Genomic DNA, 18,825 nt, shown 5'->3' on the forward strand with positions numbered 1-18,825 from the left:
CGCCTCCCCTCAGGCTGTCCACATGGACAGGCCGGCGGGGAGCAGCGGGGCGGTGAGGACGGCCGGCACGTACGTCTTCCGGAGCTGCCTCGCGGTCCTCGTCGTGTGTCTCGCCCTCGTCGTCGTCGCGTGGATCTGGCTGGTGACCGAGCCCGGACGCAACGAGGACGCGGCCCGTGCGGATCTACGCGAAGGCGTCCGCTCGCACACGGAGCGCCTCGCCGGGGCAGCGGCCGACGGCCGGCTGACGGACACCGAGATCGCGGCGCACCTGGGCAGGAGCGGCCCGTCACGGGGACTGCTCGCCGTCGACCGGAAGGCCGGGACGGTCAGGATCACCGCCGAACTCTGGGGCGCGGGACCGGGCTTCCTCCTCACCCACGAGACGATCGTCGAGGGGTGCTACGTCTTCGACGTGACGCCGGATCAGGGCGGGAAGCTGCGCGTCGCCGCCCGCGAGACCGCCGACGAGAGGTGCAGGACCCTCGCCCGGACGACTCCACCCGCTCCGGCGCCCGCCTCGACGTCCTCCACGACGTCCGCTCCGGCACCCTCCCCGACGTCCTCCACGAATTCGATGTCACCTTCGGCCGGCACGTCCGCGCAAAGGTCCGATTAGTTTCCGGGTGTACGGCAGTCTTCACAGCCGTACACCCGGAGCGGAAAGAGGAGCGAAGCCGTGCGCATCGTCATCAGTGAGTTCATGAGCCTGGACGGCGTCGTACAGGCCCCCGGCGGGCCCGAGGAGGACACCGACAACGGCTTCACGCAGGGCGGCTGGTCGCACCCGTTCTTCGACGAGGTGGTGGGCGGCGCCTTCGACACGGCGCTGAGCGACGCCGACGCGCTGCTCTTCGGGCGCCGGACGTGGCAGACGATGGCGGGGGCGTGGCCGGAGCGGGCGGGCGACCCCTTCGCCGACCGGATGAACTCCATCCCGAAGCACGTCGTCTCCAGCACCCTCGGGGACTCCAAGCTGACCTGGGCCAACACCACGCGCATCCCCGGCGACACGGCCGTGGCCCGCATCCGGGAGCTGCGCGCCGCCGAGGGCCGCGACCTGCTGGTCATGGGGAGTCCCACGCTGGCGCGGACCCTGTTGCACGAGGGTCTGGCCGACGAGCTGAAGCTCATGATCATGCCCGTGATCGTCGGCGGCGGTAAGACGATCTTCCCCGGTGACGGTGCGCTGCGCCCTCTCGAACTGGTGTCGACGGTGATCAGCGGCACCGGCGTGCACGTGTGCACCTACCGCGCGGCCGACCAGGCGTAGTCCCCACCGCCGCGCGGGAGCACCGGCCGTGACGACCGGCCGCGCGCCGCGTCTGCTGAGAGGCTGCCGCCATGGCCACTCTGCCCCGGTTCGCCCCCATGCTCGCCGCTCCCGGCCGCCTGCCGCCCAGCGCCGTGGACGAGCAGTGGGCGTACGAGGTGAAGCAGGACGGCCAGCGGGCCATGGCCTACCTCCCCGGGGACGGCACGGTCCGGCTGCTGGCCAGGTCCGGGGCCGACATCACCCCGGCCTATCCGGACCTGGCGGCACTCGGGCCGGCACTCGGCGGCGTACCCGCGGTGCTGGACGGCGAGATCGTCGCCCTGGACGACCGGGGGCGCAGCGACTTCGAGCGGCTGCAGCAGCGGATGGGGCTCTCCGGCTCACCCGCGAAAGCCGCGCGTGCGGCGCAGCGCGTCCCGGCCCACCTGGTGCTGTTCGACGCCGTGTTCCTGCGGGACAGGAGCCTCGCGCCGCTGCCCTGGACGGAGAGGCGGGCGGCGCTGGAGGGGCTCGGGCTGGACGGGCCGCGCTGGTCGACCCCCTCGGTCGTCGTCGGGCACGGCGAGCAGGCCCTGGCCATGACGCGGGAGGCCGGGCTGGAGGGCGTGGTCGCGAAGCGGCTGAGCTCCGTGTACGAGCCCGGGGTCCGCGCCCGCACGTGGATCAAGATCCGCCATGCCCGCACGGTGGACGTGATCGTCGGCGGCTGGGTGCCCGGACGCGGCCGGCTGGGCGGCCTGCCGGGGGCACTGCTCGTCGGCGAGCGGCACCCGGGAGGCCTCCGCTACGCGGGCAGCGTCGGCACGGGGTGGAGCGATGCCGAGCGGACCAGGCTCGCCGAGCTCCTCCGGGTCGCCGCGGTCGACACCTGCCCCTTCGACGAGACGCCTCCGGTCGCGGGCGCCCACTGGGTGCTGCCCCGGCTGGTGGGTGAGGTGCGGTACTCGACCCGGACGAAGGCGGGACGGCTGCGCCAGCCCTCCTGGCACCGGCTGCGTCCGGACCTGGCCCCGGACGACATCGGGTGACGGCCCGGGTCAGGAGGCCGTCCGCTTCTTCGCGGCCGTCTTCCTGGCCGGCTGCTTCTTGGCCGCCGCCTTGCCGGAGGCGGCCTTCTTCGCCGCCGGGGCGGCCTTCTTCCGGGCCCGGGACCTGCCGGGCTTCATCTCGTGCACGGTCGCGTCCTCGCCCCGCGTCTCCTTGGCGGCCTTCACCGACGCGTTCAGTGCCGCCATCAGGTCCATGACCTTCCCCGGTTCCTCCTCCGCCTCCCCCGCCGCCGCCGGGAGCGCCTTTCCCTCGGACTTGGCCGCGAGCAGCTCCTCCAGCGCCTCCCGGTAGTGGTCACGGAAGCCGGAGATGCCGTCCAGGGCCATGCTGTCGGTGAGCTGCACGGCACGCTCGATCTCGTCCTCGTCCAGCTCGGTCTCCCGGGGGGCCAGGGACTCGGGGCTCCGGATCTCGTCCGGCCAGCGCATCGAGTGCAGCACGATCGCGTCCTCCCGCACCCGCAGCAGGCCGAGCCGCTCACGGTTGTGCCAGGCGAACTTCGCCACGGCGACCTTGTCGCTGCGCTCCAGCGCCTTCCGCAGCAGCGTGTACGGCTTCGCCGCGACCTGGCCGTCGACCGCGAGGTAGTAACTGTCGCTGATCCGTACGGGATCGATGCCGTCGGCGTCGACGAACGCGACGATCTCGATGGCCTTCGCCGTCGGCAGCGGCATCCGGTCGAGCTCCTCGTCCGTGACGGGCACCGTCCGGTCCTTGGCGACCTCGTAGCCCTTGCCGATCTCCTCCTGCGAGAGGACCTCGCCGTCGATCTCGCACACCTTGCGGGTGCGGATCCGGCCCATGTCCTCCTGGTGGTACTGGTGGAAGGAGATCGCGTGGTTCTCGGTGGCGGACACCACCTTGATCGGGATGGTGACCAGCCCGAAGCTGATCGCTCCTGTCCACAGGGGCCGCGGCATCCGGTACCTCCAGACCCCCCTGGTGGCTTGGCCGGGAGGCGGACCGGAGCGCCCGGAAGGGAGAACCGGCCCGAGGGGGCCGAGGCGCGTCCGGGCCACCGCCCGTACCCACGATCCTCGCTCGCCCGCCTCCGGACCGCATGTGGATCACCAGGGCGGGGCACCCTGGAGGGCGCCCACGCGGCAGGTCCGTCTCGACCAACGACCGGGCGCGCCAGGCCGTGGGAACAGCTCCCGGCGCCCGGTGCGGGCGTCGGGGAGCCGGGATCACCAGGCGGCGACGCCGCCCTCGTCGAAGAAGCCGCCGGTCGGGCCGTCCGAGCCGATGAGCGCCATCCGGACGATGACCCCGGCCCCGTCCTCCACGGTGTTGTGGCCCGTGTTCCCGTTGAGGTCGGTGGCGGTGTAGCCGGGGTCCACGGCGTTGAACCTGATGCCCGGGTAGGCCTTCGCGTACTGCGAAGTCACCATGACCAGCGCGGTCTTGGACGAGTTGTAGTCGAGCGAGGCGACGGTGAACTCGATGCGGTCGGGGTCGTTCGTCGCCGCCGGCGAACCGAGGCCGCTGGCCACGTTGACGACGACCGGGTCCTTCCCTGCCTCCAGCAGCGGCAGGAAGGCTTTGGTCACGCGTACGGCGCCGAAGACGTTGGTCTCGAAGGTGTTCCTCATGTCCGCCCCGGACGTCTCGCCCACCGGTTTGCGGGCGCCGGCGATCCCCGCGTTGTTGACGAGGACGTCCAGCCGGCCCGCGTCCTCGCGCACGAAGGCGGCGGCGGCCTCGACGGACTCCTCGTCGGTGACGTCGAGCCGGACGAAGCGCGCACCGAGGCGGGCCGCCGCTTCCTCCCCGAGCCGGGTGTCGCGCGCCCCGGCGTAGACGGTGTGCCCGGCCTCGACGAGACGGCGGGCGGTCTCGAAGCCGAGGCCCTTGTTCGCTCCGGTGACGAGGGTGGTGGTCATGGTGGCGCTCCCGTGGTCGGCAGGCGGTCGGTCGATGCGTCCACTCTTCTCGGACCCGCGGGAGACAGGCAGTACCCGCCTCAGCGGGTGGACTGGCAGTACCAGGCTGTTCGGCGGCCCCGCGCGGATACTGGCGGGGTGAGCACATCAAGGGACGCACCGTCGAAGGCTCCGTCCGGCAGCCCTGGCCCCAACGACCTGGGCAAGGCGCTGCACGGCTGGCGCGACCGGCTCTCCCCCGCCACCGTGGGCCTCCCCGCCGGCGGGGTCCGGCGGGCGGCGGGGCTCCGGCGCGAGGAATTGGCCCAGCTCGCCGCCCTGTCCGTCGACTACATCACCCGCCTCGAACAGGGCCGGGCCACGTCGCCGTCGCCGCCGGTCCTCGCCTCGCTGGCCCGCGCCCTGCGCCTGTCCGCCGATGAACGCACCTACCTGTACCTCCTCGCGGGTCAGCCCGAACCCGGGCCCGGCCACGTCCCTGCCCACATCCCGCCCGGACTCCGCCGGCTGCTCGACCAGCTGAACGGAGCCCCGCTGAGCGTCCACGACGCCGCGTGGAACCTCGTCGAATGGAACCCCTCCTGGGCGGCGCTCCTCGGCGACCCGTCCGCACTGCGCGGACGCGAACGCAACATCGCCTGGCGGCACTTCACCGGGCGCCACGGCCGGATCAGCCTGACGCCCGAGCAGCGCGACAGCTTCGAGGCGGCCGTGGTCGCCGACCTCAGGGCGGCGACCGCCCGCTACCCCGCCGATCTGGGCCTGCGCTCCCTGGTCAAGGAACTGCGGGAGGCCGGCGCGGTGTTCGCCGAGCTGTGGGAATCGGGCATCGTGGGCACCCACGAGTCCGCCACCAAGACCATCGACCACCCCGAGGTAGGGGCGCTCACCCTCGACTACGACGTCCTGGTCGCCGCCGGCAGCGACCTGCGGGTCGTCGCGTACACCGCCGCCCCGGGCAGCGAGGCCGCCGCCCGGCTCGCCCTGCTCGACGTCATCGGCACGCAGGCCATGGCCTGAGGGGGTGCACCGCGCCCCGACTCGCAGGAAGCGCGAACGGTCCGGCCCACACCTTGACCTTCAAGGCGCCCACACCTCACCTCCACATCTTCATCACAATTTCGCCTCCTTTCCCTGGAGGCCCCACCCGGCCCGATCACCGCTGCGAGCATCACCCCTCGGCTGCACAGCACCACAGAGCACCCTGGGGGGCACATGAACACACGCGTGACAAAGGGCCGGCTGACGCTGACAGCCGGGGCCGCGGTCCTGGCGCTGACACTGACGGGATGCGGGGACGACGGGGGAGCGAGCCAGGACGCGAAGCCCGTGGCCGCGACCGCTTCACCCTCAGCGGAGCGGACGCTCGCACTCGCCGACGACACGGCCGGCGCGGAGGCCGGGCAGGAGATCACGATCGCGGCCCTGGCCAACGACCTCGTGAAGCTGGAGGACGGCACCGACGCCGCACTCCTCTCCACGTACGGAGCGGCCGAGTACGACCTGACCGTGGAGAGCCAGGCCGCGCACGGCACCGTCACGGTCGAGGGCGCCGCCTTCGTCTACACCCCCACCGGCACGTACGCAGGCGAGGACGAGTTCACGTACGCGGTCGCCCTGAAGGGCAGGAGCAAGGGACCGGCGGACGACAGCGCCGTCGTACGGATCACCGTCTCCGAGCCGACCCCCACACCCACACCCACTCCGACGCCCTCGCGGGCCCCCAAGGCGAAGGCCACGAAAACCGCCGAGCCGTCCGTGTACTACGAGAACTGCGACGCCGCGCGGGCCGCCGGTGCGGTGCCCGTCCGGCGCGGTGAGCCCGGATACGCCGCCCACCTGGACCGGGACGGCGACGGGGTCGGCTGCGAGCCGTACGGATCGTCGGGCTCGAGCGGCGGTTCGTCGGGCGGGAGTTCGGCCGGCGGCTCGACCGGTGGAGGCAGCACCTCCTACGCCAACTGCACCGCCGTCCGCGCCGCGGGGGCCGCCCCCATCCACCGAGGAGACCCCGGATACGGATCCCACCTGGACCGGGACGGCGACGGAGTCGCCTGCGAATAGCCGGCCGCTGCCTCGTCACCGCCGCGGCAGCCGCCTCCGGATTCACCGGAGGCGGCTGCTCTGCTCGATTCGCCTCTCACGCCGTCGCACGCGCCGCGGCAGGCCGGTGGCGCGAACGCAGGCCACGACCCGAGCCGGCACTCGCTGCGTCAGCCCTTCAGGGCATAAGCCGAGTTCGGGCCCGCCGCGATGGCGGTCACCCCGGACTTCACAGTGGCCGGCGTCGTCGCCTCGGTGCGTCCGGAGCCCCAGGCGAGGACCTTGCCGTTCTTCAGCGCCAGGCTGTACCACTCGCCCGAGGCGATCGCCGACACCCCGGACTGCGCCTCCGTGGGCACCGTGGTCTGGGCGTAGCGGTTGTCGCCCCAGGCGATGACCTTGCCGCCCTTGAGCGCCAAGCTGTGGAAGAGGCCGCCGGCGACGTCGTCCACTCCGGACCGCGCTTCCGCGGGCACGGTGGTCTGGCCGTAGGTGTTGTCGCCCCAGGCGATCACCCCTCCGTTCTTCACGGCGAGTGCGGTGTAGAGGCTCCCGGCCGTCGCGGTGACCCCCGATCCGGCCTCGGCGGGAACGGTCGTCAGGCCCTTCCAGTCCCTGCCCCAGGCGATCACCTTGCCGTCCTTCAGCGCCAGGCTCATCAGGCCGGCGCCGGCTATCGCGTCGACACCGGACCGGGCCTCGGCGGGCACGTCCGTCTGCCCGTACTCGTCGCTGCCCCAGGCGATGACCTCGCCGTCCTTGAGCGCCAGGCTGTGGTCGTTCCCGGCCGCGATGGCGTCCACACCCGACTGCGTCGCGGCGGGCATCGTCAGCTGGCCGTCGAAGTTCGTCCCCCAGCCCAGCACGCGGCCGTCCTTGAGCGCCAGGCCGTGGAAGTACCCGCCCGCGATCGCGTCGACGCCCGACTTCAGCTCGGCCGGGACGGTGCCCTCGCTCCAGTCGTTGTTCCCTCCCCAGGAGACGACCGCGTCCGCGGCGGGCGCCGCCCCGGACGGTCCTGCCGCGGCAGCGGGGGCCCCCACCAAGGCGGCCAGGAGGCCACTCATCACCAACGCCGTTCCGAGACGGTGGAGTCGGACGATTCCGTTCGGCATGGATCAACCCTCGCAAGGTCTTCGTGGATCACGGGTGTGATCGCCATCCAAGTGCACCGGCCCTGCTGCCAGGGGGCGTTAACCAGCCAACTCCGGGCGCGAGAGAGAACCGAGAGCAGTCATCCGCCACACCTCCGCGGCTTCGCTTCAACCACGGCCACTCTTTTCCTACATGCTTCAAACAAGCTATAAATGAGCAACTTCGAGCACTACTCGCCCGCATTCACGCAGCCCGCATCCGCGAAGGAAGCCCATGCCGCTCATATCCACCGGTGAGATCACGCACGGCGCCCGGACCGGCGCGACCGGCGTCGGCGCCTTCAACGTCGTACAGATCGAACACGCGCAGGCCATCGCGAGCGGGGCGGATACCGCCGGGCTGCCGGTGATCCTCCAGGTCAGCGAGAACACCGCCCGCTACCACGGCGCCCTCGAACCCATCGGGCTCGCTTCGCTCGCCGTCGCCCGCGCCGCGGGCGTGCCGGTGGCCGTGCACCTCGACCACGCCGAGTCGGCCGGACTGGTGCGCGAGGCGGTCAGGCTCGGCTTCACCTCCGTCATGTTCGACGCGTCGGCGCTGCCGTACGACGACAACGTCGCCGCCACCCGCGAGATCACCGCGTACTGCCACAGCCACGGCGTCTGGGTGGAGGCGGAACTCGGCGCGATCGGCGGCAAGGACGGGGCACACGCCCCCGGCGTGCGGACCGATCCGGACGAGGCGCGGGCGTTCGTCGAGGCCACGGCCGTCGACGCGCTCGCCGTCGCCGTCGGGAGTTCGCACGCGATGCTGACCCGCGACGCCGTCCTCGACCTCGCGCTCATCTCCCGGCTGCGCGACGCGGTGGGGGTGCCGCTCGTCCTGCACGGCTCGTCGGGTGTCGGGGACACGGGCCTCGCCGCGGCAATCCGCGCCGGCATGACGAAGGTCAACATCTCCACGCACCTGAACAAGCTGTTCACCCGGGCCGTACGCGCCCATCTGGACACCCACGCCGATGCCGCGGACCCCCGCGCCTACCTCGGCCCCGCCCGCGACGCGGTCGCCGCGGAGGTCGCACGCCTGCTGGAGGTCCTGGCCCGGCCCGGGAGATAGGGTTCGCTGCGAGTCAGGAGGACGAGGAGGACCAGGTGGCGGCACACACACGATGGACCCGGCTGCTGGAGATCCTCAGCGACGAGGGCCACCTCGACGTGCTCGACGCCGCCGAGCGGCTCGGCTGCTCCGCCGCCACCGTGCGCCGCGACCTGGACGAGCTCGCCCGGCAGAACCTGCTGACCCGCACCCGGGGCGGCGCGGTGGTCAGCACCGTCGCCTACGACCTGCCGCTGCGCTACAAGGCGGCCCGCCGGGCCGACGAGAAGCAGCGCATCGCGAAGGCCGCGGCCGAGCTGGTCCCGACGGGCTCCACCGTCGGCCTCAACGGCGGCACGACGACCTCGGAGGTCGCCAGGGAGCTCGCTCTGCGGCCCGAGCCGTCGGGCGGGGGCACGGCGCTGACCGTGGTGACCAACGCGATCAACATCGCCAACGAGCTGGCGGTCCGCCCCCAGGTGAAGATCGTCGTCACCGGCGGGGTGGCCAGGCCGAACTCGTACGAACTCGTCGGCCCCCTGGTCGACTCCGTGCTGCGCGCCCTCGCCCTCGACTACACGATCCTCGGCGTGGACGCGGTGCACCCCCGCTTCGGAGCGGCCACGCACGACGAGTCCGAGGCGGGCGCCAACCGCGCCCTCGCCGAGTGCGCGGGCACGGTGATCGTCGTCGCGGACTCCTCCAAGCTCGGCCGCCGGGCCTTCGCCCAGGTCTGCGAGACCGGCGCGGTGTCCGTCCTCGTGACGGACAAGGACGCGCCAGAGGACGTCGTCGAGGAGTTCACCGCTCTGGGGATCGACGTCCTGCGGGTGTGATCCGGCCGCAGGTCAGCGGTAGTCCTCCGGGTGGCCCTGCATCCAGGTGTTGACGCGGTCCCGGGTGCCGAGCAGCTCGGAGCGGTGCTTCTCCAGGTTGGCCGTGGAGACGTCGCCGTCCAGCGCCGTGCTCAGCGTGCCGATCCGGGCGAGCGGCTCCTCGAAGTGGCCGGGCCCCTTCTTGTCCGCCTTCATCGCCTTGCCCAGGCCGCCCAGTTCCTCGTTGACCCGGCCCAGGAAGTAGGCGCAGTTCCCGTCGCCTGGGGCGCAGCCGTCCTGGTAGGTCGCCTGGAGCCCGGCGAAGGCGTCGCGGACGAGCTCCGGCGCGGCAGGGTCCGCCTGGATGATGAGCGTCGGTGTGGGCGAGGGCGTCGGCATCAGGGACGCCTGCGCCCCCTCCGCCGCCGCGGCGGCCACGGACGGGTCCACGTACGGGACGTCACCGCCCGGCCCGTCGGTGGTGGTCGCCGCGCTGCAGCCCACCAGGAACGCTCCCAGGACAACGGCCGGTATCGCGGCGCGCAGGCCGGTTCGGATCAACATGAGGCCCCCCTCGTCAGTTGGCCCAGACCTTAGCGTCCCCGGCTGATCAGCGGACGACCAGGCTCTGCAGCGCGGGGGCGTACAGGTCCGCGAGGTGCTCGGGCGTCGCGTGGGAGCCCGCGCCCTCGCGGTGCAGGCTGAGGGTGGCGCCCAGGCCGATGAGGTGGCCCGCGATCAGCTCGGCGCGCAGGGCGCGTTCGCGGCCGGGGAGACGGGCGGTCAGGCGGGCGGTGACCTGTTCGTGGAACCGGTCGCGGAGCAGGGAGCGCTCGTCGTGGTTGCCGAGGGAGAAGACGACCCGCAGCAGGGGGTCCCCCTTCTGCTCCCGACGCCTGCGCACGAGCGTCAGCACCATGTGGCGGCCCAGGGCGTCGAGCGGGGCGTCGAAGAGCTCCTCGGCGGCCGGCCCGAAGTCGGCGACGGTGTTGAAGAGTTCCTCCTTGCGCCCGAAGTGCTTCACCACGAGCGACGCGCTCACCCCCGCGTCGGCCGCGATGCCGCGGATCGTCACCTCCGCGTAGGGCCGCTGCGTGAACGCGCGGCGGGCGGCGAGGAGGATCGCGTCCTTGCCCGTGGCTGCTGCTTCCGGCGCCGTCGTACCGGCCTCCGGCGCCGTGGCTCCGGCCTCCGGCGCCGTCGTACCGGCCTTCGACGGCGTCGTCGCGGTGGTTCGGGCGGTCATGCGCCCCCCTGGATCGGCATCGCCCGCGTACGGCCGCTGCTCCTGCGTTTCCCCCCGACCGTACCCGCACCCGCGCGGGCGCCCGGCAGGCACAGCGTCACCGCGAGGGCCAGCAGCGCCGCGCCCGCCGCGATCAGGAAGACCAGCTGGTAGGCGCCCAGCGTCGGAGCCCTGCGCCCGGCAGCCAGGAAGGTCATGTCGGCGAGGACCGCGGCCACCGTGGCACTGCAGAAGGCCTGGCCGACCGAGCGCATCAGGGTGTTGAGGCCGTTGGCGGCGCCCGTCTCGCTGACGGGGACGCCCCGCATCACCAGCGCCGGGAGCGCGGAGTACGCGATCGCCGTGCCCGCCGCGACGACGGTGGCGCCCGCGATGATCGTCCAGAGGCTGTGGCTGGTGAAGTACCGCACCACGTAGCCGACGGCGATGATCACGGAGGCCAGCGCGAGGCTGGTCCTCGGGCCGTGCTTGCCGGAGATGCGGGCGGACACCGGCGAGAGCAGCACCATCGTGACGCCGCCCGGCAGCAGGCACAGCCCGCTGACGACGAGCGAGGCGCCGAGCCCGTAGCCGGTGGCCTTCGGCTCCTGCACCATCTGGCCGGTGACCAGGGAGTTGGCGTAGAACGCGAAGCCGATCAGCAGGGCCGCGATGTTGGTGAGCAGCACGGCGGGGCGGGCCGACACCCGCAGGTCGACCATGGGGGTGCGCACCTGGAGCTCGTACGCCCCCCACACCAGCGCGATCACCACGGCGGCGACGAGCAGGCCGAGGGTGGTCACCGACGTCCAGCCCCAGCCTCCGCCCTGGGTGACGGCGAGCAGCAGGCAGACCAGCGCGGCGGTCAGCCCCAGCGCGCCCAGCACGTCGAACCGGCCGCGGGAGCGGATCGGGGACTCGGGCACGAAGCGCAGCACCAGGGCGACGTCGAGGAGGCCGATGGCGCCGGAGACCCAGAACATGGTGTGCCACTCGAAGTTCTGGATGACCACCGCCGCGACCGGCAGGCCCACGGCGGCGCCGATGCCCATCGTGGAGCTCATCAGCGCCACCGCGGACAGGACCCGCTCGGGCGGCAGTTCGTCGCGCAGGATGCTGATGCCCAGGGGTACGACGGCGATGGCGGCGCCCTGCAGCGCGCGGCCGGCGATCAGCACGCCGATCTGCGAGCTGACGGCGCAGAGCACGGAGCCCACGACGAGGACGCCCAGGGAGGCGACGAGGACGCGCCGCTTGCCGTACATGTCGCCGACCCGGCCGAGCACGGGGGTGAACACCGCACCGGTGAGGAGGGTGACGGTGACCAGCCAGCTGGCGGCCGAGGGGGTGGCGCCGGTGAGCTCCGGTATGTGCGGGAGCAGCGGGACGACGATCGTCTGCATGATCGCGACCACGACGCCGCAGAAGGCCAGGACGCCGACGGCGAGGCGTGGGTGGTGCGGGGCGGCGGCGGGGACGGGTGCGGTCATCGGGGCTCCGTACACGGGGAGAAGAGGGGTGCACAAGCGTTCACCCCTCAGGGTAAACGCTTGTGCACCCCCGCGACACGGAAGCCCGGAGCCCGCCCCCGCGGCCCTGTCCGGCGGCATTTGCATATACATACCAACGAGTGCATACTCTTCCTATGTCTAAGGTTCTCACCTCCCTGCCCACCGGCGAGCGCGTCGGCATCGCTTTCTCGGGCGGCCTCGACACCTCGGTCGCGGTCGCGTGGATGCGCGACAAGGGTGCCGTCCCGTGCACCTACACCGCCGACATCGGCCAGTACGACGAGCCCGACATCGCGTCGGTGCCCGGCCGCGCGAAGGCCTACGGCGCCGAGATCGCGCGCCTGGTCGACTGCCGGGCGGCGCTCGTCGAGGAGGGCCTGGCCGCGCTCGCCTGCGGCGCGTTCCACATCCGCTCGGGCGGCCGCGCGTACTTCAACACCACGCCGCTCGGCCGCGCCGTCACCGGGACGCTGCTGGTCCGGGCGATGCTCGAGGACAACGTACAGATCTGGGGCGACGGATCGACGTTCAAGGGCAATGACATCGAGCGGTTCTACCGCTACGGTCTCCTCGCCAACCCCCACCTGCGCATCTACAAGCCGTGGCTCGACGCCGACTTCGTCACCGAGCTGGGCGGCCGCAAGGAGATGTCGGAGTGGCTGGTGGCCCACGGGCTGCCCTACCGCGACAGCACCGAGAAGGCCTACTCCACCGACGCCAACATCTGGGGCGCCACCCACGAGGCGAAGACGCTGGAGCACCTCGACACCGGTGTGGAGACCGTCGACCCGATCATGGGCGTCCGGTTCTGGGACCCCTCGGTCGAGATCCCCACCGAGGACGTCACGATCGGCTTCGACCAGGGCCGCCCGGTCACGATCAACGGCAAGACGTTCGCCACCCCCGTCGACCTGGTGATGGAGGCCAACGCGATCGGCGGCCGCCACGGCCTCGGCATGTCGGACCAGATCGAGAACCGCATCATCGAGGCGAAGAGCCGCGGCATCTACGAGGCACCCGGCCTGGCGCTCCTGCACGCCGTCTACGAACGCCTCGTCAACGCCATCCACAACGAGGACACCCTCGCCCACTACCACAACGAGGGCCGGCGCCTCGGGCGGCTGATGTACGAGGGCCGCTGGCTGGACCCGCAGGCACTGATGGTCCGCGAGTCGCTTCAGCGCTGGGTCGGCTCGGCAGTCACCGGCGAGGTCACCCTGCGGCTGCGGCGCGGCGAGGACTACTCGGTCCTGAACACCACCGGCCCCGCGTTCAGCTACCACCCGGACAAGCTGTCGATGGAGCGCACCGAGGACTCGGCGTTCGGCCCGGTGGACCGCATCGGCCAGCTCACCATGCGCAACCTCGACATCGCCGACTCCCGCGCCCGGCTGGAGCAGTTCGCCGGCCTCGGCCTCGTCGGCACGGGCCAGCCCTCGCTGATCGGCGCCGCACAGGCGGCGGCGACCGGCCTGATCGGCGCCATGCCGGAAGGCGGCGCCCAGGCCATCGCCTCGCGCGGCGAGGTCTCCGGCGACGAGGCGCTGCTGGACCGCGCCGCGATGGAGTTCGGCACCGACTGACGGGGGCGGGGCGGCCCGCCTCCGGGCGGGCGGCCTATCCTCGGATCCCCGGACGGAGACGCAGGAGAGCGAAGGTGGCGGCAATGGCGAAGGTCCCGGCAGCGGCAGTGGCGGCGAGCGGTCTCGTCGGCGGGTACGCGATCGCCCGCTGGACGAAGAAGCGCCCGCTGGGCGGCGTCGCGCTGGCGGCCGCCGGCACGGTGGCGGCGTACGGATGGAACCGGCAGGCCGGCGCCAGGGCGGCCACCGGGCTGACCGTCGCCTACGTCGCCGCGTTCGCCGGATCGCACCCGCTCGCCAAGAAGGTCGGCGCCTGGCCCGCGGTGTTCACCGTCGCCGGCGGGGTCGCCGCCGCGTCCTGGGCCGTCACCCGGCGCAGCGCCTGACCACCCGCACTCCGCACGGCCGCACCGCACCACCGGAAACCGGGTCCGCTCGCCCCGCGCGCGAGAAAGTCCGTGCCCGGGGATTGAACACGGGCGCCGCGGGGTGCGTACTGAAGAGCAACTCCCCGCGTGACCCGGGGGCGTGCCCGCCACGACAGGACGGGCACGTCTCCGGTCAGCCTCCCAGCGCGTGGGACACCGAGTAGATCGCCAGCCCGGCCAACGCGCCCACCACCGTGCCGTTGATCCGGATGAACTGCAGGTCGCGTCCGATGTGCGCCTCGATCTTCTTCGACGTCTGGTCCGCGTCCCACCCGGCCACCGTGTCGCTGATCAGCGAGGTGATCTCCGTGCGGTACGTCGTCACGACGTACGCCGCCGCGTCCTCCAGCCAGCCCTCCAGCTTGGCCTGGAGCCGCTCGTCCGTGGACAGCCTGGCGCCCAGCGACATCAACGAGGCCCGGGCCCGCAGCCGCAGCTCGCTCCGCTCGTCCTCCGCAGCCGCGATGATCATCGAGCGGACGGAGGACCAGGCGGAGGCGATGACGTCCTGGACCTCACCGCGCCCCAGGATCTCCGACTTCAGCCGCTCCACCCGGAGTCGGGTGTCCGTGTCCGTCTGGAGGTCGGCGGCGAAGTCCGTCAGGAACGTGTCGATCGAGCCGCGCGCCGGATGGCCCGGCATGTCACGCATCTCCGTGACGAACCGCAGCAGTTCCTTGTAGACCCGCTCCCCCACCCGCTTGTCGACGAACCGCGGCGTCCAGCCGGGCGCCCCGCCCTGCACCGCGTCCATCACGGAGTCACCGTGCAGGACCAGCCAGTCGTGCGCCCGCACGCAGACGAGGTCGACCACCCTGCGGTGACCGCCGTCCGAGACGATCTTCTCCAGCATCTTGCCCATCCCCGGGCCGACTTCCACCGCGTCCGCCCGCCGGGTGATCGCCTCCCCGACGACCGCCTGCACATCGGAGTCCCGCAGCACGGTCAGCGCTCCGCGCAGCGCGGTGGCCAGCTCGGCGGTGACCCGGTCCGCGTGTTCCGGCTCCGCCAGCCACGCTCCGAGGCGAGAACCGACGCCCAGCGCGTGAATTCGGTCACGAACGACGTCTCCGGAGAGAAAATTCTCGCCCACGAAGGAACCGAGTGACTCCCCCAACTGGTCCTTCTTGGTAGGAATGATGGCAGTGTGCGGAATGGGCAGACCGAGCGGGCGCCGGAAGAGCGCCGTGACGGCGAACCAGTCCGCCAGCGCACCGACCATCCCCGCCTCGGCAGCCGCTGCGACGTAGCCCGGCCAGCCGCCCACACCCGCGTTCCCCGCCCAGGTGGCGAGGACGTACACGAGAGCGACGAGCAGGAGCAGACCTGTGGCTGTGGTCTTCATGCGGCGCACACCGCGCCGCTTCTCCTCATCCGCGGCGGTGTACGCGAACCCGCCCAGCGACGGCCTCGCCCGCACACCGGCGCCCCCGGGCGGCGTGGCGGGCCCCGCCTCACCGCCCCCCGTCCCCGGAGCCTGCTGCCCGCCGGGCGCGGCACCGACGCCCGCCGGCGTGGCCCCGGACCGCCCGGACTCATGGCCGCCCGGCCCGGATCCCGTTCCCTGTCCCGCGTCCTGTTCCATCCGCTCCACCCGTCCGCGTACGCGTCACGCCGTGCCGTACGCATTGTCCCTACCTCACCTACTCCCGGGCCGCACGTCGAGTTCCCCGGGGCCTGTCGCATCATGAGAGCAACCCGAACCACGGGCCGGACACCACAAGGAGAACCACCGCAGATGCCCAGGCGCCAGGGGTATGCCCTGCTCATCGCCCTCGCAGCAGGCACCGCCACGCTCGCCACCGCCGTCGCGTTCGGCACCTCGCTGATCACCGAGGACCGGCAGGCACCGCTCGGCGGGCCGGAAACGCGCACGGCCGCCCGCAATCCCGCCGCACCGGCCAACTCCGCCGGCACCTGGGTCGCCACCTGGACCGGAGCCCCCGTCAGCGCGGAGCCGAACTCCGCACAGGGCTACCCCGGCCGCACCATCCGCAACATCGTGCACACCAGCGTCGGTGGTGACGCCGCCCGCATCACCCTGTCCAACCTCTTCGGCGCCGCCCCGCTCGTCATCGACCAGGTCGCCGTCAACACCCGCCAGGTGACCTTCCAGGGGCTGCCCACCGTCACCGTCGCCGCCGGCCGACAGGTCGTCAGCGACCCCGTCGTCGTGCCCGTCGCCCCGGACTCCGACCTGGAGGTCACCCTCCGCACCCCGTACGCCACCGGGCCCGTCACCCAGCACCCCAACACCCACCAGACGTCCTACCTGGCCGACGACCACGCCACCTGGAGCACCACCCGGTGGCGCTACCTGACGGCCGTCGACGTCCGCAACAAGACGTCACCCGGGGCGATCGTCGTCATCGGCGACTCCCTCACCGCGGGCAGCGGCTCCACCACCGACGCCGACAGCCGCTGGACGGACGTCCTCTCCGACCGGCTGCGGCACCTCTACGGGATCGCCAACCAGGGCATCGCCGGCAACCGTCTCCTGCGCGACAGCCCGCTCGCCCTGGGCGACGTGAAGAACCTCGGCGGACAGAGCGCGACCCGCCGCTTCGACCGCGACGTCCTGTCCGTCACCGGCGCCAAGACCGTGATCATCGCTCTCGGCATCAACGACGTGCAGCAGTACCCCCAGGAACCGGACCCCCGGCGCATCACGGCCGGGCTGCGCGCCCTCACCGAGCGCGCGCACGCCCAGGGACTGCGGGTCGTCGGAGCGACCCTGACGCCCTTCCAGGGCTACTCCAACTGGACACCCGAACGCAACGCCGTACGCCTGGCGGTCAACGAGGAGATCCGCTCCGGCCGGATCTTCGACGCGTACGTCGACTTCGACCGGGCCGTGCGCGACCCCTACGCGCCGAACCGGATCCTGCCCGAGTACGACTCCGGCGACCGGCTCCACTTCAACGACGCCGGCTACCACGCCATGGGCCACGCCGTCGGCCTCGGCACGGTGGACGGGACACCCAAGGCCGACGCCTTCTGACGGAACGGAGGGCCGCGCGCGGGACGTTCACCGTCCCGGGCGCCGGCGTGCCTCCTCCGAGGACCTCACTCCCCGGGCGCACCACCCGGGGGCCGGGCGCACCGCCGGCTCAGCCCAGCTCCTTGCGCCCGTCCCCCGTGTCCGGCTTCTCCAGCCGCAGCCGCTCCTGCTCCCGCAGCCGCCGCTTCTCCGACTTCCGCCGCTTGCGCTCCACACCGACCCCGCCCATCAGCGCGAACCCGGTGACCTTGACCCGCGGTGCGCCCGGTGCGACCTCCGGCTCCTCGTCGAGCCTGGAGTGCTCGCCGAACCCGCCCATGACACCGAACCCGCTGACCTGGAGGTCGACGTCCGGTGGCACCGTCACCTGCATCCCGCCCATGATCGTGAAGCAGCGGATCACGACGTCGCGCTCCGCGAAGTACGCCTCGCGCAGATCGATCTCACCACCGCCCCACATCGCGAACGCGGTGAACGTCGGCCCCACCGTCCAGCGGCCCTTGCGGCTGAACCCGCCCCAGAAGGCGAACCCTCCCGACGAGGTGGGAGCACCACCGATCCGCGAGGGCCAGTCGGCGGACGAGCCGCCCGCCCCCGCCACCGGCCCCGCCACCGGCCGGGCGGGCTCACCCGGCACCGGCAGGTCACTCACCAGCGGCACCAACTCCCCGTGCGTACGCGCCTTGAACGTCGCGTCGAGCCGCTGCTCGAACTCGTCCATCTCCAGCCGGCCCTCGGCAACGGCCTCCCGCAGGGTCTCGGCGACCCGTTCACGTTCCGCGTCGGAGGCACGCATGTCCGGGTTCTCACTTGTCATACCGGGCACCCTATAGAGCGACCGCCGGACGGGCCTAGAGAGCAGAATCCGACACGTACATCTTCGCGATCACGGACTCGATGTCCGGCTCCCGCACCGACAGGTCGACCAGGGGATAGTCCGCCGCGATACGGGCCACCAGCGGCGCGGCCGAGGCGGCCGCGGGGAACGCCAGCCACTGCCGGGGCCCCTCCACCTTCACCACCCGCACCGAGGGCTCCGACCCCAGCTCGATCGGCGGCAGCTCCCGCTCCAGGTCCACGACGAGCGTGCGCTCGCTCTCCCCCACCTCGTGCAGCCCTGCCGGCGTGCCGTCGTACACCAGCCGGCCGTGGTCGATCACCATCACCCGCTTGCACAGCTGCTCGATGTCCGTCAGATCGTGCGTGGTCAGCAGCACGGTCGTCGACCGCTCCGCGTTCAGGTCCCGCAGGAAGTCCCGCACCTTCGCCTTGGAGACCACGTCCAGACCGATCGTCGGCTCGTCCAGGTACAGCACCTCCGGATCGTGCAGCAGCGCCGCCGCGATGTCCCCCCGCATCCGCTGCCCCAGCGACAGCTGACGCACCGGAACCTCCAGCAGCGGCCCGAGGTCCAGGAGTTCGACGCACCGGTCCAGGTTCTCCCGGTAACGGCTGTCCGGGATCCGGTACATCCGGTGCATCAGCCGGTACGAGTCACGCAGCGGCAGATCCCACCACAGGGTCGTGCGCTGCCCGAACACCACCCCGATCCGGTGCGCCAGCCTCGTACGCTCCCGGGAGGGATCGATCCCCGCGACCCGCAGCCGGCCCCCGCTCGGCGTGAGGATGCCCGTCAGCATCTTGATCGTCGTCGACTTGCCCGCCCCGTTCGGGCCGATGTAGCCGACCATCTCGCCCCGGGGCACCCGGAAACTGATCCCGTCCACCGCTCGCACCTCACGCCGCTCACGGCGCATGAAGCCCGTCCTGCGGCGCACGTCGAAGACCTTCTCGACGCCGTCGAGCTCGATGAAGTCCAT

The 18,825-nt window shown here is 72.4% G+C and carries 19 protein-coding genes; 10 read left to right on the forward strand and 9 right to left on the reverse strand.

Features of this window, described 5'->3' with window-relative positions:
- The first annotated feature begins 22 nt into the window (after positions 1-22).
- The 3 genes from ACFUNE_RS02600 (at position 23) to ligD (ending at position 2,304) form a co-directional block, all read left to right on the forward strand.
- Complete coding sequence (locus ACFUNE_RS02600; RefSeq protein ID WP_383561408.1) at positions 23-619, forward strand: hypothetical protein; 597 nt, start codon at positions 23-25, stop codon at positions 617-619.
- Between the two features lie 60 nt (positions 620-679).
- On the forward strand, positions 680-1,273 hold the full coding sequence (locus ACFUNE_RS02605) for a dihydrofolate reductase family protein (RefSeq protein ID WP_383561410.1): 594 nt from the start codon (positions 680-682) through the stop codon (positions 1,271-1,273).
- 71 nt (positions 1,274-1,344) lie between these two features.
- On the forward strand, positions 1,345-2,304 hold the full coding sequence (gene ligD / locus ACFUNE_RS02610; protein WP_383561412.1) for a non-homologous end-joining DNA ligase: 960 nt from the start codon (positions 1,345-1,347) through the stop codon (positions 2,302-2,304).
- Between the two features lie 9 nt (positions 2,305-2,313).
- On the opposite strand, the gene ACFUNE_RS02615 is transcribed toward ligD, so the two are convergent.
- Both ACFUNE_RS02615 and ACFUNE_RS02620 read right to left on the reverse strand, forming a co-directional pair.
- Positions 2,314-3,246, reverse strand: a complete 933-nt coding sequence (locus ACFUNE_RS02615) for a Ku protein (protein WP_383561414.1) — start codon at positions 3,244-3,246, stop codon at positions 2,314-2,316.
- A 267-nt stretch (positions 3,247-3,513) separates the two neighbouring features.
- A complete protein-coding gene (locus ACFUNE_RS02620) occupies positions 3,514-4,209 on the reverse strand; it encodes an SDR family NAD(P)-dependent oxidoreductase (protein ID WP_383561416.1) in 696 nt (231 codons plus the stop codon).
- A gap of 138 nt (positions 4,210-4,347) precedes the next feature.
- Between ACFUNE_RS02620 and ACFUNE_RS02625 the strand changes: the two genes are divergently transcribed.
- Entirely contained in the window at positions 4,348-5,229 is an 882-nt protein-coding gene (locus ACFUNE_RS02625) for a helix-turn-helix domain-containing protein (protein ID WP_383561418.1), read from the forward strand.
- Between the two features lie 195 nt (positions 5,230-5,424).
- Positions 5,425-6,273 (forward strand): excalibur calcium-binding domain-containing protein, encoded by an 849-nt coding sequence (locus ACFUNE_RS02630; protein WP_383561420.1) that lies wholly within the window; start codon positions 5,425-5,427, stop codon positions 6,271-6,273.
- A 149-nt stretch (positions 6,274-6,422) separates the two neighbouring features.
- Here ACFUNE_RS02630 and ACFUNE_RS02635 read toward each other — a convergent pair whose 3' ends face one another.
- A complete protein-coding gene (locus ACFUNE_RS02635) occupies positions 6,423-7,319 on the reverse strand; it encodes an RCC1 domain-containing protein (protein ID WP_383561422.1) in 897 nt (298 codons plus the stop codon).
- Between the two features lie 301 nt (positions 7,320-7,620).
- Between ACFUNE_RS02635 and ACFUNE_RS02640 the strand changes: the two genes are divergently transcribed.
- Together ACFUNE_RS02640 and ACFUNE_RS02645 are read left to right on the forward strand one after the other, a co-directional pair.
- Positions 7,621-8,463 carry a ketose-bisphosphate aldolase gene (locus ACFUNE_RS02640; RefSeq protein ID WP_383561424.1) on the forward strand — a complete coding sequence of 281 codons (843 nt, stop codon included), beginning with the start codon at positions 7,621-7,623 and terminating at the stop codon, positions 8,461-8,463.
- 35 nt (positions 8,464-8,498) lie between these two features.
- A complete protein-coding gene (locus ACFUNE_RS02645) occupies positions 8,499-9,278 on the forward strand; it encodes a DeoR/GlpR family DNA-binding transcription regulator (RefSeq protein WP_383561426.1) in 780 nt (259 codons plus the stop codon).
- 12 nt (positions 9,279-9,290) lie between these two features.
- On the opposite strand, the gene ACFUNE_RS02650 is transcribed toward ACFUNE_RS02645, so the two are convergent.
- The 3 genes from ACFUNE_RS02650 to ACFUNE_RS02660 are packed head-to-tail and all read right to left on the reverse strand — an operon-like array spanning position 9,291 to position 11,972.
- Positions 9,291-9,821, reverse strand: coding sequence for a hypothetical protein (locus ACFUNE_RS02650; protein WP_383561428.1), 531 nt, complete (start codon positions 9,819-9,821; stop codon positions 9,291-9,293).
- Between the two features lie 46 nt (positions 9,822-9,867).
- Positions 9,868-10,503 (reverse strand): TetR family transcriptional regulator, encoded by a 636-nt coding sequence (locus ACFUNE_RS02655; protein ID WP_383561430.1) that lies wholly within the window; start codon positions 10,501-10,503, stop codon positions 9,868-9,870.
- The gene (locus ACFUNE_RS02660) at positions 10,500-11,972 is read right to left on the reverse strand and encodes an MFS transporter (RefSeq protein WP_383561432.1); all 1,473 of its coding nucleotides are present in this window, start codon (positions 11,970-11,972) and stop codon (positions 10,500-10,502) included. Before ACFUNE_RS02660 ends, ACFUNE_RS02655 begins: the two co-directional genes overlap by 4 nt.
- Before the next feature lie 155 nt (positions 11,973-12,127).
- Between ACFUNE_RS02660 and argG the strand changes: the two genes are divergently transcribed.
- Positions 12,128-13,576, forward strand: a complete 1,449-nt coding sequence (argG, locus tag ACFUNE_RS02665) for an argininosuccinate synthase (protein WP_383561434.1) — start codon at positions 12,128-12,130, stop codon at positions 13,574-13,576.
- 83 nt (positions 13,577-13,659) lie between these two features.
- Positions 13,660-13,962, forward strand: a complete 303-nt coding sequence (locus ACFUNE_RS02670) for a hypothetical protein (RefSeq protein WP_383561436.1) — start codon at positions 13,660-13,662, stop codon at positions 13,960-13,962.
- A 175-nt stretch (positions 13,963-14,137) separates the two neighbouring features.
- Here the strand turns inward: ACFUNE_RS02670 and ACFUNE_RS02675 are convergent, their stop codons facing one another.
- The gene (locus ACFUNE_RS02675) at positions 14,138-15,589 is read right to left on the reverse strand and encodes a DUF445 domain-containing protein (RefSeq protein WP_383561438.1); all 1,452 of its coding nucleotides are present in this window, start codon (positions 15,587-15,589) and stop codon (positions 14,138-14,140) included.
- Between the two features lie 153 nt (positions 15,590-15,742).
- On the opposite strand from ACFUNE_RS02675, the gene ACFUNE_RS02680 reads away from it, so the two are divergent.
- A complete protein-coding gene (locus tag ACFUNE_RS02680; protein WP_383561440.1) occupies positions 15,743-17,005 on the forward strand; it encodes an SGNH/GDSL hydrolase family protein in 1,263 nt (420 codons plus the stop codon).
- Between the two features lie 109 nt (positions 17,006-17,114).
- On the opposite strand, the gene ACFUNE_RS02685 is transcribed toward ACFUNE_RS02680, so the two are convergent.
- Positions 17,115-17,822 carry a DUF1707 domain-containing protein gene (locus ACFUNE_RS02685; protein ID WP_383561442.1) on the reverse strand — a complete coding sequence of 236 codons (708 nt, stop codon included), beginning with the start codon at positions 17,820-17,822 and terminating at the stop codon, positions 17,115-17,117.
- A 34-nt stretch (positions 17,823-17,856) separates the two neighbouring features.
- Positions 17,857-18,825, reverse strand: a complete 969-nt coding sequence (locus ACFUNE_RS02690) for an ATP-binding cassette domain-containing protein (protein WP_383561690.1) — start codon at positions 18,823-18,825, stop codon at positions 17,857-17,859.

The sequence above is a fragment of the Streptomyces sp. NPDC057287 genome (assembly GCF_042667905.1).
Taxonomy (GTDB): domain Bacteria; phylum Actinomycetota; class Actinomycetes; order Streptomycetales; family Streptomycetaceae; genus Streptomyces.

Coding starts and splice junctions, on each gene's coding strand:
- ACFUNE_RS02690 (WP_383561690.1), bottom strand. CDS start 18,825: ATGGACTTCATCGAGCTCGACGGCGTCGAGAAGGTCTTCGACGTGCGC.
- ACFUNE_RS02630 (WP_383561420.1), top strand. CDS start 5,425: ATGAACACACGCGTGACAAAGGGCCGGCTGACGCTGACAGCCGGGGCC.
- ACFUNE_RS02615 (WP_383561414.1), bottom strand. CDS start 3,246: ATGCCGCGGCCCCTGTGGACAGGAGCGATCAGCTTCGGGCTGGTCACC.
- ACFUNE_RS02685 (WP_383561442.1), bottom strand. CDS start 17,822: ATGACAAGTGAGAACCCGGACATGCGTGCCTCCGACGCGGAACGTGAA.
- ACFUNE_RS02655 (WP_383561430.1), bottom strand. CDS start 10,503: ATGACCGCCCGAACCACCGCGACGACGCCGTCGAAGGCCGGTACGACG.
- ACFUNE_RS02660 (WP_383561432.1), bottom strand. CDS start 11,972: ATGACCGCACCCGTCCCCGCCGCCGCCCCGCACCACCCACGCCTCGCC.
- ACFUNE_RS02600 (WP_383561408.1), top strand. CDS start 23: ATGGACAGGCCGGCGGGGAGCAGCGGGGCGGTGAGGACGGCCGGCACG.
- argG (WP_383561434.1), top strand. CDS start 12,128: ATGTCTAAGGTTCTCACCTCCCTGCCCACCGGCGAGCGCGTCGGCATC.
- ACFUNE_RS02675 (WP_383561438.1), bottom strand. CDS start 15,589: ATGGAACAGGACGCGGGACAGGGAACGGGATCCGGGCCGGGCGGCCAT.
- ligD (WP_383561412.1), top strand. CDS start 1,345: ATGGCCACTCTGCCCCGGTTCGCCCCCATGCTCGCCGCTCCCGGCCGC.
- ACFUNE_RS02650 (WP_383561428.1), bottom strand. CDS start 9,821: ATGTTGATCCGAACCGGCCTGCGCGCCGCGATACCGGCCGTTGTCCTG.
- ACFUNE_RS02680 (WP_383561440.1), top strand. CDS start 15,743: ATGCCCAGGCGCCAGGGGTATGCCCTGCTCATCGCCCTCGCAGCAGGC.
- ACFUNE_RS02670 (WP_383561436.1), top strand. CDS start 13,660: ATGGCGAAGGTCCCGGCAGCGGCAGTGGCGGCGAGCGGTCTCGTCGGC.
- ACFUNE_RS02635 (WP_383561422.1), bottom strand. CDS start 7,319: ATGAGTGGCCTCCTGGCCGCCTTGGTGGGGGCCCCCGCTGCCGCGGCA.
- ACFUNE_RS02620 (WP_383561416.1), bottom strand. CDS start 4,209: ATGACCACCACCCTCGTCACCGGAGCGAACAAGGGCCTCGGCTTCGAG.
- ACFUNE_RS02640 (WP_383561424.1), top strand. CDS start 7,621: ATGCCGCTCATATCCACCGGTGAGATCACGCACGGCGCCCGGACCGGC.